A 14,864-nucleotide genomic window follows, 5' to 3' on the forward strand; every position below is an offset into this window, starting at 1 on the left:
ATAATTATGACGATTGAAGAACAAATTTCTTTTTTAACACGCGGTTGTGTAGACATCGTAAATGTTGAAGGACTACAAAAAAAGTTAGAAAGTGGTAAAAAACTAAAAGTTAAACTTGGCTGTGACCCTACCAGCGCCGATTTGCATTTGGGACACAGTGTGGCTCTTTCTTTGCTTCGTCGCTTTCAGGACTTAGGTCATACAGCGGTGCTAGTAATTGGGGATTTTACCGCCGCAGTAGGGGATCCCTCCGGCAGAGACTCAACCCGTCCGGTATTGGGCAGAGAACAAATTTTAGAAAATGCCAAAACCTATACGGACCAAGCCTTCAAAGTTTTAGATCCGCAAAAAACTGAAATTCGTTTTAACAGTGAATGGTTAGACCCTTTTGTCAGTGGGAAAGAATTGTTGCAAACCTTACAAAAAGTGACGGTTGCTCAAGTATTGGAAAGAGATGACTTTAAAAAACGTATGGCTGCCGGAAGTCCTATCAGCATGTTGGAAGTATTATACAGCCTGTTTCAAGGTCAAGATTCCGTCGCTTTAAAGGCCGATGTGGAACTTGGCGGGACGGACCAAATTTTCAACTTACTCGTCGGCCGTCAATTACAAAAACAAAACGGTCAAGAACCGCAAGTGGCTATTACCGTTCCGTTGTTAGTAGGTACGGACGGAGTGAAAAAGATGTCTAAATCTTATGGAAACTATGTCGGTTTAAATGACGCCCCCAACGATATGTTCGGTAAGTTAATGTCAGTTTCTGATGAATTGATGTTAAGTTATTATGAACTGTTAACATCTGAAGATTTGGCAACCGTAAAAACCTTACACCCGATGGAAGCCAAAAAACAATTAGCCGGTTTATTAACTCAGCGTTTTCATGGAAAAGAAGCGGCTTTGGCAGCGCGTGAAAATTTTGAAAAGGTATTTTCTAAAAAAGAAAATCCTGATGACATGCCCGTTCTCAAACCGCAAGATGCAGCGATGCTTTCTGCTGTTTTGTTCCAAGCCGGTGCTGCTCAAAGCAAAAATAAAGCCCGGGCTTTAATTGAGCAGGGGGCCGTTCGCTTAAATGGTGAAAAACTTCTACAAGATACCCCCCTCTCCTTCAAAGACGGTGATGTCTTGCAAGTAGGTAAAAGATCTTTCTTTAAACTCTCTCATTAAGGTAATCAATGAAAAAGCGCATACTTCTTTTTTCCCTGTTTACTGTCGTGATCATCACGGCGTTTGCGCTATTTATTAAATTACATTACTTTCAAGAGGGTACTGCGGTTGTTTTTGAAATCAAACCCGGTCAAACTGCCGGGCAAGTGGCCTATCAACTTAAACAAAAGGGTATTATTAAGAGCACCACTTGGTTTAAGTTGATTTTAAGGTTATCTGCCTCCGCCTCTGATTTAAAAGCCGGAAAATATGATTTGCGCACGAACATGCCTGCCGAGTCGGTATTAAACTGCATCAAAAGCGGTCAATGCCTGCATCTAACCAAACTGACTACATTGGAAGGTTGGAGAAGTGAAGAAATAGCGGAGATGTTGGCCGAAAAAAATATTACAGATCCTCGTGTTTTTTTGGATATTGTGCGCAAACGTCAATTGGAAGGATACCTTTTCCCTTCCACCTATCATTTTTCCGAAAACACCCCTGCATGGGCCGTAATTGATGCTATGGTAAACCAATACAACAGAAAGATAAAACCGCTTTTTAAACAGTATCCTACGCATTTATCGGAAAAAGAAGTATTGACTGTGGCATCTATTGTGGAGAGAGAAGCCATTTTTCATGATGAGCGTCCCAAAATTGCAGCTGTTTATTTAAACCGTTTAAAAATAGGAAAACGCCTTGAAGCGGACCCTACGGTACAATATGCGTTAGGTTTTAATTTTAGGGAAAACCGCTATTGGAAAAAAGGGCTGACCTACCGGGACTTAAGAAACCCCTCTCCTTACAATACGTATCGTCACGGCGGTTTGCCTCCGGGACCGATCGCCAACCCAAGTTATGAATCTGTAAAAGCGGTTTTAAACCCTCAGCCGGATTTTGATGCTATTTACTTTGTGGCTGACAACACCGGACGACATGATTTTAGCCGTACTTATAATGAACATATTTTAAAGAAAAATAAATATCGCAGAAAAAAATAATTAATAAAAACCCCATTAAAAAATGGGGTTTTTATTTAAAGGCTTTTTAAGATTTCTGAAATTCTTTCAGAAGCAGTCATCGGATTGGGTAAATCCAATTTAGAAAAGTTCTCCTTCATATTTTGCAAAGTAGAGTTATTAGGAGCATTTAAAATGCGGTCCATTACCGTATAAAGTTCTTTTGTTAAATCTCCTCTCTCCTCTATCAAAGAAGCGCACCCCACACTTTGCAATACTTTGGCATTATAAAACTGATGATTGGCCGCCGCCGTCGGCAAAGGAACCAAAATAGCCGGTTTTTGACAGTACATCAGCTCCGCCAATGTGCCCGCCCCACTACGACAAACCGCCAAATCACAAGCATGAATTAAGTCATAAATTTCATTGGAATAAGGCAATACAAGGACCCGGTTTGTTTTTCCATATCGATTGGTAATGGTCTGATACCAGCGTTCGCCACTGATATGGATAAATTGGATTTGCTCATTTTCTGCTACTAACTGCTTGACGGCATCAATTAAAGCAAAATTTAAGGCTTTTGCTCCCTGACTTCCACCAAAAAGCAAAACCGTTTTATACTGCGGATTAAGCCCTAAATTCTCCAACACTTTTTCTTTATTTACCTTTTCAGCAAATTCAGGACGGATAGGTGTGCCTACCAGTTGGCTATGGCGAATTTTTTTATTGACCGGAAGCCCTAACATAAACAGATCCGTAAAAACAGAACAAGCCTTATTGGCCAAACCGATTTTGGTGTTGGAATCATGTACAGCCGTTTTAACTCCTTTTAAATGAGCCGAAAAAATTAAAGGAAAAGAAACATATCCCCCCGTACCGACGGCTACATCCGGCTTAAATTTCTCCACCAAACGTTTGGTGTGTGCCAGTGCCTTACAAAGTTTTAGTAAAAAAGAAAAATATTTAAAAATATTTAACGTACGAGGAAATGCGCAAAAATCAATTTCTTGATATTTTAATTTGTGTTCTTCTAAAACTCGAACAGCAGGATCATTTTTGCGCACGATAAATAACACACTACAGTCTTGTTTGTTGAGTAAGCGGCCCAAAGAAAAACCGGGATAAAAATGTCCCCCCGTTCCGCCGGCAGCGATTAAGAAACGTTTATTCATACTATCTATTCCTATTTTTATAACTTGTAAAATCGTCTTGATAAGATTGTTTGGGTTGCGATTCACTGGCGGCCATATTAACCATAATCCCCATCATCACTAAAGTCATAATTACAGAAGACCCGCCATATGAGAAAAACGGCAAAGCGATCCCTTTCGTCGGCAATAGACCGATAGCCATTCCCATATTAAAGAATGCTTGCAAACAAATTGTTAAAGTAAGACCAAAAATAACCAAACTATGAAAACTATTCTTAGCAATACGAGCCAAAGAAATACCACGTGTCAGCAGCCAACAAAAAAGGGCCAAAACAATGAGAACCCTAAACAGGCCTAATTCTTCACACATGATAGAAAAAATGAAGTCTGTATGAGCCTCCGGTAAATATTCAAGTTTAAGTTCGCTGTTTCCCAATCCTTTACCAAACCAACCGCCTGAACCTACGGCCATAAAGGACTGTACTAACTGATATCCGGACGTGGAGGCCGTTGCTTCCGGATTTAAGAATGAAAGGACCCTCTCTAAACGATAGCGGTAAAAAATTAATTGATGCAAAATCAGCGGAACAGAACATAACCCTAAAAACACTAAGTGTTTAATATTGGCACCGGCTACAAATAAAAGTGCCACTACTACCGCTGCCATGAGCATTGGAGTTCCCAAATCAGGAGCCAATCCCATCAGAAAAAAGGTGATTGCCGTTATTAAAAGTGGCTTAATCAACATTTTCCAATTCTTCCCCAGCCTGCCTTGAACAGTGCTTAGGTAATTGGCTATATAGATGACCAAAGTCACCTTTGCAATTTCTGACGGTTGTATATTAAAAGGGCCTACATCTATCCAGCGATGCACATTGGCTATCGGCTCTGTAAACAAAACCGCAATCAACATAGCCCAAGTGCCGTACATTAGCCAAATAGGTTTAATGATTTGCTGTAATTTGCCATACATTTGAGACAGAAACAAAGCTGCCAAAATACCGATGGTGTCAAAAATTACTTGACGGGTAAAAAATCCGGCCGAATCAAAAGCGGAAGAAGAATAGGTAAAAATCAACCCTCCGCACACAAAGGCAAAGGTAATAAAAGCCAATGTTTTGTCAATTTGCATAAAATGCCAACCTTTGGAGAGGTTGTTTTGTTTGTGTGCGGACGTGGCGGATTTAAACAACGTATTCCGCCTTGTTGCCATGGGTCTTTTGGCTTTTGATTTAGAAAATAATTTTGGCATATATTAACGTATCTTTAAAGAAGCTAAAGAGAGCAGCATTAACATCGCTCCCATGATCCAAAAACGTACAATTACTTTTGATTCAGGTACACCACATAATTCAAAGTGATGATGAATCGGGGCCATTTTGAATAAACGTTTTCCGCGTGTTAATTTAAAATATCCCATTTGCATCATCACTGACAACGTTTCCAATACAAAAATTCCACCGGCAATCGGCAACAGAAGCTCTTGTTTTACGCACAAGGCGGCCGTTCCCAAAACTCCGCCCAAAAATAAAGAGCTGGTATCTCCCATAAAGACACTGGCCGGATAGGCATTAAACCATAAAAAGCCTAAACATGCCCCCACCAATGCACCTAAAAATACAGTAATTTCCCCCGCACCTGGTACATAGATAATTTTTAGATAATCTGCAAAGTTGATATTGCCGGCTAGATAAGCAAATACGGCATAAGTAATAGCGGCAAAAACCATACATCCGGCTGCCAAACCGTCCAAGCCATCCGTTAGGTTGGTGGCATTAGAGGACCCCACAATTACCAACATGGAAAAGGCAAAATAAAATACAGATAAATCCACAAAAGCCTTGCTCATATAGGGAATTAACATAGCAGTAGTGTACTGCCCATTAGGCGGATTCATGGCCAAATAGGCCACAACTACAATAGCCGTAAACAATTGAATGGTTAGTTTAACAGAGGAGGCGATTCCCTCCGGATTTTTCTTTACCAATTTGGTGTAATCATCTAAAATACCGGCAAAGGCTAAACTAATAGTGGTAAATAACATTAGCCCGATATAGGCACTGTCCAGTCTGGCCCATAGCAACACACTGAGCAACAGACTTACCAAAATCAGCAGTCCGCCCATCGTGGGGGTACCATTTTTGCTTAAGTGAGAGGCCGGCCCATATTCTCGTTCAATTTGTTGAATTTTAAAAGAACGAAGTTTAGCAATCAAGCTAGGTCCAAAAACAAGAGAAATCAAAAACGCAGTGGCAATTGCTCCTCCGGTACGGAAAGTAATGTAGTTAAAGATATTTAAGAAACTTAAATCATCTTTAAATAAAGACAAGTAATATAGCATGGTTTTTTAAATCTCCTTGAGTATTTTTTCAAAATTCATACTGCGAGAGGCCTTTAACAAACAGGTCCCCCCGCGTTTATCCAGCAGTCCTTTTAACATTGGGATCCATTCATTCGGATTTTCGGCATAATGCAAATTTACCGAAGTGTTATCCTTTAAAATATCGGCGGCATAACCCATTTCTTTTCCGGCTAAAAAGGCATATTCTATTTGATTATCCAAAATCCAACGGGCAATTAAACGATGAAAATCTTTGGAAGTTTCTCCCAATTCTTTCATGTCTCCCAAGACGGCAATACGCGGGGTATTTGTATCCCGTCCCAAAATTTGTAAAGCATTTTTCATGCTGGCAGGATTGGCATTATAGCAATCTAAAATAAATTGCGTATTATCTCGTTTAAGCCGTTCCATACGCATCGGCATAGGCACGTAGGCCTGCAATCCTTTTTGGATATCGTCCATAAATAATCCCAAAGCGATGGCGGCAGCACAAGCGGCGGCAGCATTTAATTTATCATGTCGTTCCAATTTTAAATCAAACACATAAGCCGTATCTTTGTATGTAAAAGAAAATTGTTCCGTTTCCAAAATATGCAAGTCTGCCCTATCTGAAAAACCAAAACTGATAGATTTGCCTTTATACGCTGCCAATCGGGACAGCATTTCATCATCTATATTGTACACCAAGCAACCGCCGGGAGCAATACAATCCACAATCTCCGTCTTTGTTTTATAAACCGTTTCCAAATCTTTAAAAAACTCTAAATGAGCAGCAGACACATTGGTAATTACGGCAACATCGGGCAAGGCTAAGGAGGCAATTTCGGCAATATCGCCCGGATGAGATGCCCCTAATTCAAAAATTCCATATTTATGTTTGTCTTGGATTTCTAATAAAGAAAAGGGCACTCCGAATTGATTATTAAAATTACCCATATTAGCCACTGTTTCACCGGCTTGTTGGCAAATGGATTTCAACATTTGTTTGGTGGTGCTTTTACCATTAGATCCGGTAATGGCAGCAATTTTAAGTGTACTGTTTTGACGGTGATATTTTGCCAAAGATTGAAGTGCGCGTAAGGTGTTGTCCACTTCCAAAACGGCTACATGATCCTTAGTGTTTGTGTAGCGGCCTTTTTCCACCACCACAAACTTGGCTCCTTTATCAATAACATCATCTAAAAAATCGTGCGCATCATGGCTTTGGCCTTTTAAGGCCCAAAACACATCACCTTGCGCAATCACGCGGCTATCGGTGACGAAAGAATTAATTTTATCTGTTTCTCGCCCTCCGGACAAAACTCCTTGCGTGATAGAAACAAGTTTATTTACCGTCAAATTCAACTTCATACTTTCTCCTTCCAATAATAAAAAAATCACTTTTCCTGTTCTTCTTCAGCCGGCTCTTGGGGTACGCCATACATAGCCAAAAGCCCTTCGGCCACTTGTTTAAATACCGGTGTAGCCGCCGTACCGCCGAAGGTATATTTAGCAGGATTATCCAACACAACCAAAATAGTAAAACGGGGGTCTTTGATAGGCGTAAACCCACAAAAAGAAACCACATGGTGTCGCTTGGCATAGCCACCTTCTTTGCTTAATTTTTCGGCGGTCCCCGTTTTTCCGGCCACACCGTAGCCGGCAATTTTAGCTCTTTGACCAGACCCTTCCAAAACCACGTGTTCCAGCACTTCTTTCATTATTTTTACTGTTTCCGGTTTTAATACGCGGCGTATCTTTTGTACTTTGGCCTTTTTTTCCACTTTGCCGTTGAAATATTCAATACGGTCCACAAGGTGCGGTTGCATTAAATATCCGCCATTGGCAATGGCAGAATAAGCGCCGATGAGTTGTATCGGAGTAAGTGATATGCCATAACCATAACCTTTACTGGCAGTGTCCACTTTTGTCCATTTATTATAAGGCGGCAGATACCCTTTTGATTCGCCATTAAAATTAATATCTGTTTTTGTACCGAAACCAAAGGCTTTAATATAATAAAAGAAGTTTTTTGCTCCCAATTCCAAAGCGATTTTCCCCGCTCCAATGTTGGAAGACAAGGCCATAATTTCAGGAATAGTTAGTTCATCTTTATCGTGTTGCTTATCTCTTACGGTGACACCGCGCGCCACTTCCCACTTACGTCCTTCCATGTCGATAGCATCATCAATAGATACCGCCCCTGCATCTAAGGCAGAAGCAACGGCTATTGTTTTAAAGGTGGAGCCTGGTTCATAAGTAAATTGGAAAGGCAGAGCCTGCCCGTCTTTACGAGGATAAGATGCAGAAGCCAAAATGCGCCCTGTTTTGGGTTCTTGCACCAAAATTAAGCCATGTTCCGGCGCATAATCAGCCACCGCTTGATCCAATGCTTTTTCGGCATAATACTGAGCCAAAGAATCAATGGTTAGATAAATACTTCCTACCGATTTTTCCTCTTTTAAACTGCGGTCGTAAATCACTTCTCCGCGTCCGCCGCGCTTGGCTCTGCGCTTGCTGATGTCTTGACTCAATTCATCATTAAACATTAATTCTATGCCGGAAAGTCCCAAATTTTTAGAGTTGGCTTCTCCCAAAATATCAATGGCACTGTCTCCGTAGGGGTGAATGCGCTCATATTCCGGAGTTAATTCTAGTCCTTGTCCCAAAGAGGTGCGCAAAACGGGCCTCATCTTCATATAGGTTTCAGGTTTTATTTTCTTTGCAACGAAGAAGAAATTTTTATGCTGATTCCACTTTTTTTCTATTTCTTTTTTAGTTAACCCCAAGTTTTCCGACAAAAACGCAATTGTTTTTGCTTTATCTTTGACATAACGTTTATTTACACCGCAAGAATGGGTGCGCACAGATTCCGCCAAAAAGTTCCCGTTCACGTCATAGATTTCCCCACGCAGGCGATCCTCTTTTAAGTAATTATAAATCGTACGGTCTGCCTTAGATGCAAACTCATCATGCAAAAAAGTTTGCATATAAAACAAGCGAATACCGATGGCCAAAGGCGCAAACAAACAAAGCATCCCGCATAATTTCATGCGTGCTTTAGTATTAAAGGAAAAAGGATTTTTCTTTCGAAACATATTAATTTTCCAACACTACGACATTTTGTGGCGGAGTACGCCGTAATTTTAATTGTTCTTGGGCTATTTCGCTTACGATTAAGGGACTTGATAAACGTGCATTTTCCAACTCTAAATATTGATTTCGCGCTTCTTTTACCTGTACTTCATTTTGTAATTTACCAATAGAACGGCCCGCACGATGAATTTCCACCCTCATCATCACGACTCCAAAAGCAAAAATAGCTGAAATAAAAACAATGATAAATACTCTCATATTCTTTCAATCACTCTTAATTTGGCACTTCGGCTGCGGCTATTGCTGCGTACCTCTTGATAACTGGGCACAATGACATGTTTATTAACCAATTTCCAAGCGCCGCCGGAGGCCAAATCTTTAAAATATTTTTTCACCAAACGATCTTCTAAAGAATGGAAGGTCAGCACAGCGGCCCGTCCACCCGCTTTAATAATATCGGGCAAGGTGGATACCACGCTTTCCACAGCCCCCAACTCATCATTCACAGCAATGCGAAGTGCTTGGAAAATTTGTGTAGCCGGATGGATTTTTCCTCTGCCTTTTACTACCTTTTCAACGATATTTTTTAATTTAAATGTAGTGTCTATGCGTCCTTCTCTGCGGCTGGCCATGATAGACATAGCGATGGCATGGGCATTTCTATCCTCTCCATATTCCACAAAAATACGCTCTAATTCGGCAAGGCCCCACTCATTGACTATCTTTTCGGCAGTTAAAGGGGCCGATAAATCAAAACGCATATCCAAAGGCCCATCTCTTAACAGGCTAAATCCTCTAGCAGGATTATCTAATTGATAAGAACTTAACCCTAAATCAAACAAAGCCCCATCAACCCCGTCAATTCCTTGTTTTTTCAGCACTTCGGCCGCTTGAGTATAAGAGGCATGGATAGCCGTCAAACGCGCATCTGCCACCCGTTCTTGCGCCATAGATAAGGCCTGTGAGTCCCGGTCAAAACCGAATATACGTGCTTGGGCAGAGAGCCTTTCCAAAAAGAATTTAGTATGACCGCCCAATCCTAAAGTGCCATCTATGTAAATGCCGTCTTTATTTAATAAAAGAAGTTCCGCTATTTCCGGAGCTAATATGGGAATATGCGTCCATTGTTGTTGCATTAAAATCCCCCTCTAAAACTGTTTGTGTCTACTTTTTTTAATTTAGGAATCACTGTTTTTTGTGGGTTTTTAACTACCGCTCTTGGCTGCTTTCTTACAGAGACCGTTTGGGTAGAAGATATTACTTCCGCCGGCAAGGGCCGTTTTTGATTAGACAAAAACAAATGTCCCTCTCCATGCTTAGCCAAATCATGCAGCCAAACATTCTGTAAAACGGATACTTTGGTAAAAGGCATGCCATAGGCTCTGTACAATGCTTGATAAATGGGAGTGCCCATCTTTAATTCATTACAAAAACGATAAAACTCATCCCTTGTCCGCTCATTGAGCAAATAATCAATAATGCTATAGGCCTGCGTATACCATAATTCTGCCTGATCAGTGGTTAAGTGCGATAAATCTTCCACTGTCACCATTTCCTCTAAAGGAATGTATCCTCCTCTTAAAATATTTCCGATACTATGGCCTATCCAGGCCGGTTTTTGACGGGTAGCATAAATCTGCATATAAACAGCCATTCCTTCAGAAAGCCAAAGCGGAGAAACAGAAGGCAAGAAATATCCATCAAAATATAAGTGCGTCAATTCATGCACAGATAACGGATAAAAATTTTTTCCTTCTATCACATACATGGTATCGGCACGCAAATCAGAAGCCGCACCGGACCACGGCGGACGTTTGGTGAACGTGGTATAAGTTTTCCTATCGCCAAAGAGCATGACCAAAATTTTATTAGGTTTAGATACCAAAGTAAAAGGAGTTAAATCCAACATTAAATTACCATGAATAGTATCTAACACACTTTTTAGTTTCTCCCCTACGGAGGAGTTTTCACGATAGATTAAATAATTAAAAGTTTCTCCCGTAGAGAAGCCCGGCGGTGGCGGCAACCAGCGCACTTTATTTTCTGCCCCTTTCGGTGCACGAAAAGCCGCCGGCACACCGATTACTTTATCTCGATTTTCATGAACAATCGATTCAACCCGTTCCAAACCGGAAATTAATTCTTTAAATTCTTTTTCCAAAACCTTTTTGTCTAGATTTTCTTCATGATAATCTTGAAACAACTCATCAAAAATCTCCTGAGAAATATCTTTCTTTTTCAAAACGGATTTATCAAAGGCATCTTTTTTATGACTGTCAATGGCTAAAATTTTGGCATAGGCCTCTTTTACGTCAACATCAAAATGACGCAAAATTGGAGGAGCTATCAGCACCGCTCCCAGCACCCACAACAAAATGGAAATTTGTTTTATGATATCCATTCTTTTTGAAATACCGCCAAAAAGCGTTCTTTATTTTCCTCCGGTAAAGTATACGCTACCGGAGTTTGTTTGCTTAAATTTAAGCGCGTTAATAAATCTTTTTTTGCTTCATGAGGGTCACTTTGATAAGGTATAAAAAATCCCCCCTCTTTTACACAAGGAGCAATCAAAGGCAAGATGTCATTGATTTGCCCCATTGCGCGCTCCGTCACAAAATCAAACGTTCCTACTTCTTTTTGTCCTAAACGGGCACAAGATACGGTCACATTTTGTAGTCCCAACTTTAAAATAGCCCAATTCATAAAAGAGCATCTTTTTTCCAAACTTTCTACCAATGTCACCTTAACCTGCGGTAATGTAATGGCAATAGTTAAGCCGATATATCCCGCTCCGGAGCCCATATCCGCTACAGAAAAAACGCCCCCTTGTGTTTTTTTGTTCAAAAAAGCAGCTGCACTTAACCCATCACATAAGTGACGCGAAAAAATTTCCTGCTTGGAACAAACACTAGTCAAATTTAAAAAATCTTTTTTTTGCCACACTAAATCAGCATACAAAGCCAATTTTTCTAAGGCATTGTCAGTTATGCTTAAACCGATTTTAAAGGCAAAATCACGCATTTTTTTCTGCATGTTTAAGCCTCCGAAAACGTTCAATATGAATAGCCAACAATTGGATATCGGCCGGTGTCACTCCCGGTATGCGAGAGGCCTGCCCCAACGTGCGAGGACATACGGCCTTTAACTTTTGTCTGCTCTCAATCAACAAACCTTTGACTGACGAAGGATCAAACCCTTCCGGAATAACGATATTATCAGATTGAGCCAACTTTTCGGCATCTTTTTTGTTGCGTTCGTAATAGCCCGAATATTTCTGATGTACTTCCACATGAAAACGAACCTTTTCGGCACTCCATGGGTAAAGGTCGGTTTCATCTATTTGATGATTTGGGTCCGCCTTTAATAATTCTACTTGTTTTTGGTAATTTTCAAAGGCCTTTTTGTATTTTGTATCTAATGTTCCCAGCGCAAAACCATGAGGACATAAGCGCAAATCGGCATTATCGTTTCTAAGCAAAATGCGGTACTCTGCCCGAGAGGTAAACATACGGTAAGGCTCATTGACCCCTTTGGTCACCAAATCATCTATCAAAACTCCGATGTAAGCCTCATCTCTGCGTAGCACAAAAGGTTCTTTATTTTGCGTCTTTCGGGCCGCATTCACACCGGCCACAAACCCTTGTCCGCCGGCTTCTTCATAACCGGTGGTTCCGTTCATTTGTCCGGCGCAAAACAACCCCGCAATCTTCTTGCTTTCTAAAGAAGGATAGAGGTCCATCGGATCGGCAAAATCATATTCTACGGCATATCCCGCCCGTGTAATAACGGCATTCTCCAAACCCGGTACAGAAGCCAACAATGCCCGTTGCACTTCTTCCGGCATACTGGTAGAAAACCCTTGAATATAATATTCTTGGGTATTGTTTCCTTCCGGCTCTAAAAATAACGGGTGAGATTTTACCTCCGGAAACTTTTTAGTTTTATCTTCTACAGAAGGACAATAACGCGGCCCTAATGCGGTAATATTACCGCTATACATGGCCGAACGTTGGAAATTCTCCCGCAAGATTTTATCTGTTTCATCAGTTGTACGCGTAATGTAGCAAGAGAGAAATTTACGCTTAGACTGCGTTTGATAATCCGTAAAATGAGAAATAGGTTGGAAAGGATTATCGCTGGGTTGCAGGCGAAACTTAGAAAAATCAATTCCCCGGGCATTAATTCTCATGGGAGTACCTGTTTTAAAGCGAATGATGTTAAGCCCTAATTTCTTTAAACTATCAGAGAGGTGATTGCTGGGCATGTCGTTATAACGACCGCCCGGAAACATAATTTCCCCGATATGAATCGTTCCACCTAAAAATGTACCCGTTGTCAGCACCACCGTTTTTGCACGGTAAAAAGTTTGACGCAGGGTGATAATGCCGCATACCCCTTTGTCATCGGTGGCTACTTCGGTTGCTTCGTCTTGAATAACGTCTAAATTATCTTGCAATTCTAGGGCATGTTTAAAATTAAATTGATAGTCTTTTTTATCGCATTGCACACGCGGAGAATGAACAGCCGGCCCTTTACCAGTATTGAGCAAATGGTAATGTACGGCAGCAGAATCTGTAATTAAACCCATCGCTCCGCCTAAGGCGTCTATTTCTCGCACAATTTGGCCTTTGGCAATACCACCGATAGAGGGATTGCAGGACATTTGGGCAATGGTATCTAAGTTTTGACTCATCAGCAAAGTTTTAGCACCGGTTTTTGCCGCTGCCAAAGCCGCCTCACAACCGGCATGTCCGCCACCTACAACAATGACATCATACATTTCTTTATATTCAAACATTTATTTACCCATGCAAAATTTAGAAAAAATAATTCCAAGTACATCATCGGGAGTCACTTCACCGATCAAATCTTTTAAAGCACCCAAGCAAGAGCGAATATGCTCAGCATATAGTTCCAACCCTGCTTGATATTTCAGTTGCACCAACGCGCTTTCCAGCTCCGTTTGTGCATGCAAGACGGCCTCATATTGGCGCAAGTTAGAAATCATTACCCCGTCTTGTTGTTCAAATTGTGGCGCGGAAACAAAAGATAAAATCTCTTTTTTTAATATGTCTAACCCTTGTCCGTTTTGACAAGAAACATAAACGGTTTTTAAGGCTTTTCCTTCCAAAGAGCAACGACCCTCCGGTGCGCGATCTGTTTTATTTAGCACCAAAATGACGGGTTTATTTTGTTTTTCCACATCTGTCCAAAGAGCCTGCTCCTCTAAGGTTAATTCTCTGGTTAAATCCGTCACAAACAACACCAAGTCAGCCTTTTCCATCGCGCGCAAACTGCGTCTCATACCTTCTTGTTCGGCAGGGTCTAAGGCATGTTCGCGGATACCGGCAGTATCGGTTAAAATAAATTTTTGCCCCTCCAAATCTAGGGTTTCTTCTACGGTGTCTCTGGTAGTGCCGCTTTGGTCTGCCACGATGGCCCGGTCAAAACCTACTAAAGCATTGAGTAAACTGGATTTACCGCAATTTGGCGCACCCACGATGGCTGTTTTTACCCCTTCTTTAATAAGACGTCCGACGGAAAAGGTATCTGCCAATTTGTTTAATACGTGGATTTGTTCTTGTAAAACAGTGGAGACATATTCTTCAGATAACGGAGTCATTTCTTCATCTACATCATCTAAACGCACTTCTATCTGCGCCAATAACTCCGATAAAGCAGATTTAATGTGGGTAAATTTTTCACTGAGTCTGCCATCTAAGGAAGAAAGGGCTAAATCATGCGCGGCTTTATTTCCGGCGGAAATTAAATCACATAAGCCTTGTGCTTCCAACAAATCCATTTTTCCGTTCAAAAAAGCCCGATAAGAAAATTCCCCCCTTGCGGCAGGTACCGCACCGGCTTGGCACAAAAGTTCCAACAATCGTCCACGAATGTAGGCAGATCCGTGTAAGGCAAATTCTACCACATCTTCCCCCGTAAAACTGCGCGGTGCCGGAAAATAACAAACCAATGCCTCATCTAACACACTATCTCCGTCTTTTAAACGACAAAACACTTGCTCACGCGGCGGAAAAACTTTATTTGCTTGCGTGAGTTTGCGCAATATAGACAAACTCTCCGGTCCGCTTAAACGGACCAAAGAAACGGCACTTTGACCGGCTGCAGTAGCCGGTGCGACAATGGTAGTTTGCATAGATTATATTTTATAATTTTTAGATTAGTTTTTGG

At 41.1% G+C, this 14,864-nt stretch carries 13 protein-coding genes; 2 read left to right on the forward strand and 11 right to left on the reverse strand.

Features of this window, described 5'->3' with window-relative positions:
* The first annotated feature begins 3 nt into the window (after positions 1 to 3).
* The gene (locus tag IKL48_06865; GenBank protein MBR3604368.1) at positions 4 to 1,167 is read left to right on the forward strand and encodes a tyrosine--tRNA ligase; all 1,164 of its coding nucleotides are present in this window, start codon (positions 4 to 6) and stop codon (positions 1,165 to 1,167) included.
* 8 nt (positions 1,168 to 1,175) lie between these two features.
* The gene (mltG, locus tag IKL48_06870) at positions 1,176 to 2,147 is read left to right on the forward strand and encodes an endolytic transglycosylase MltG (protein ID MBR3604369.1); all 972 of its coding nucleotides are present in this window, start codon (positions 1,176 to 1,178) and stop codon (positions 2,145 to 2,147) included.
* 35 nt (positions 2,148 to 2,182) lie between these two features.
* On the opposite strand, the gene IKL48_06875 is transcribed toward mltG, so the two are convergent.
* The 11 genes from IKL48_06875 to mnmE are packed head-to-tail and all read right to left on the reverse strand — an operon-like array spanning position 2,183 to position 14,829.
* Positions 2,183 to 3,277, reverse strand: a complete 1,095-nt coding sequence (locus IKL48_06875; GenBank protein ID MBR3604370.1) for a UDP-N-acetylglucosamine--N-acetylmuramyl-(pentapeptide) pyrophosphoryl-undecaprenol N-acetylglucosamine transferase — start codon at positions 3,275 to 3,277, stop codon at positions 2,183 to 2,185.
* A 1-nt stretch (position 3,278) separates the two neighbouring features.
* Positions 3,279 to 4,508, reverse strand: coding sequence for a cell division protein FtsW (locus IKL48_06880; protein MBR3604371.1), 1,230 nt, complete (start codon positions 4,506 to 4,508; stop codon positions 3,279 to 3,281).
* Between the two features lie 3 nt (positions 4,509 to 4,511).
* The gene (locus tag IKL48_06885) at positions 4,512 to 5,597 is read right to left on the reverse strand and encodes a phospho-N-acetylmuramoyl-pentapeptide-transferase (GenBank protein MBR3604372.1); all 1,086 of its coding nucleotides are present in this window, start codon (positions 5,595 to 5,597) and stop codon (positions 4,512 to 4,514) included.
* 6 nt (positions 5,598 to 5,603) lie between these two features.
* Positions 5,604 to 6,947: a UDP-N-acetylmuramoyl-tripeptide--D-alanyl-D-alanine ligase gene (gene murF / locus IKL48_06890; GenBank protein MBR3604373.1), complete on the reverse strand. Its 1,344-nt coding sequence runs from the start codon at positions 6,945 to 6,947 to the stop codon at positions 5,604 to 5,606.
* A gap of 26 nt (positions 6,948 to 6,973) precedes the next feature.
* Entirely contained in the window at positions 6,974 to 8,674 is a 1,701-nt protein-coding gene (locus IKL48_06895; protein MBR3604374.1) for a penicillin-binding protein 2, read from the reverse strand.
* Position 8,675: 1 nt separating this feature from the next.
* Positions 8,676 to 8,930 (reverse strand): cell division protein FtsL, encoded by a 255-nt coding sequence (gene ftsL, locus IKL48_06900; protein ID MBR3604375.1) that lies wholly within the window; start codon positions 8,928 to 8,930, stop codon positions 8,676 to 8,678.
* Entirely contained in the window at positions 8,927 to 9,808 is an 882-nt protein-coding gene (gene rsmH / locus IKL48_06905) for a 16S rRNA (cytosine(1402)-N(4))-methyltransferase RsmH (GenBank protein ID MBR3604376.1), read from the reverse strand. The genes ftsL and rsmH overlap by 4 nt, the downstream gene beginning before the upstream one ends.
* Positions 9,808 to 11,073: a hypothetical protein gene (locus tag IKL48_06910; protein MBR3604377.1), complete on the reverse strand. Its 1,266-nt coding sequence runs from the start codon at positions 11,071 to 11,073 to the stop codon at positions 9,808 to 9,810. Before IKL48_06910 ends, rsmH begins: the two co-directional genes overlap by 1 nt.
* Complete coding sequence (gene rsmG, locus IKL48_06915) at positions 11,061 to 11,705, reverse strand: 16S rRNA (guanine(527)-N(7))-methyltransferase RsmG (protein MBR3604378.1); 645 nt, start codon at positions 11,703 to 11,705, stop codon at positions 11,061 to 11,063. The genes IKL48_06910 and rsmG overlap by 13 nt, the downstream gene beginning before the upstream one ends.
* Entirely contained in the window at positions 11,686 to 13,470 is a 1,785-nt protein-coding gene (gene mnmG / locus IKL48_06920) for a tRNA uridine-5-carboxymethylaminomethyl(34) synthesis enzyme MnmG (GenBank protein MBR3604379.1), read from the reverse strand. Before mnmG ends, rsmG begins: the two co-directional genes overlap by 20 nt.
* A complete protein-coding gene (mnmE, locus tag IKL48_06925) occupies positions 13,471 to 14,829 on the reverse strand; it encodes a tRNA uridine-5-carboxymethylaminomethyl(34) synthesis GTPase MnmE (protein ID MBR3604380.1) in 1,359 nt (452 codons plus the stop codon).
* Positions 14,830 to 14,864: the final 35 nt, after the last annotated feature.

This window comes from Elusimicrobiaceae bacterium, from assembly GCA_017520185.1.
In the GTDB taxonomy this organism is placed as follows: Bacteria; Elusimicrobiota; Elusimicrobia; order Elusimicrobiales; family Elusimicrobiaceae; genus Avelusimicrobium.

What these genes read in the sequence shown, in the direction of transcription:
- mltG (MBR3604369.1), top strand. Translation starts at nt 1,176, where the DNA reads ATGAAAAAGCGCATACTTCTTTTTTCCCTGTTTACTGTCGTGATCATC.
- IKL48_06875 (MBR3604370.1), bottom strand. Translation starts at nt 3,277, where the DNA reads ATGAATAAACGTTTCTTAATCGCTGCCGGCGGAACGGGGGGACATTTT.
- IKL48_06880 (MBR3604371.1), bottom strand. Translation starts at nt 4,508, where the DNA reads ATGCCAAAATTATTTTCTAAATCAAAAGCCAAAAGACCCATGGCAACA.
- IKL48_06885 (MBR3604372.1), bottom strand. Translation starts at nt 5,597, where the DNA reads ATGCTATATTACTTGTCTTTATTTAAAGATGATTTAAGTTTCTTAAAT.
- murF (MBR3604373.1), bottom strand. Translation starts at nt 6,947, where the DNA reads ATGAAGTTGAATTTGACGGTAAATAAACTTGTTTCTATCACGCAAGGA.
- IKL48_06895 (MBR3604374.1), bottom strand. Translation starts at nt 8,674, where the DNA reads ATGTTTCGAAAGAAAAATCCTTTTTCCTTTAATACTAAAGCACGCATG.
- ftsL (MBR3604375.1), bottom strand. Translation starts at nt 8,930, where the DNA reads ATGAGAGTATTTATCATTGTTTTTATTTCAGCTATTTTTGCTTTTGGA.
- rsmH (MBR3604376.1), bottom strand. Translation starts at nt 9,808, where the DNA reads ATGCAACAACAATGGACGCATATTCCCATATTAGCTCCGGAAATAGCG.
- IKL48_06910 (MBR3604377.1), bottom strand. Translation starts at nt 11,073, where the DNA reads ATGGATATCATAAAACAAATTTCCATTTTGTTGTGGGTGCTGGGAGCG.
- rsmG (MBR3604378.1), bottom strand. Translation starts at nt 11,705, where the DNA reads ATGCAGAAAAAAATGCGTGATTTTGCCTTTAAAATCGGTTTAAGCATA.
- mnmG (MBR3604379.1), bottom strand. Translation starts at nt 13,470, where the DNA reads ATGTTTGAATATAAAGAAATGTATGATGTCATTGTTGTAGGTGGCGGA.
- mnmE (MBR3604380.1), bottom strand. Translation starts at nt 14,829, where the DNA reads ATGCAAACTACCATTGTCGCACCGGCTACTGCAGCCGGTCAAAGTGCC.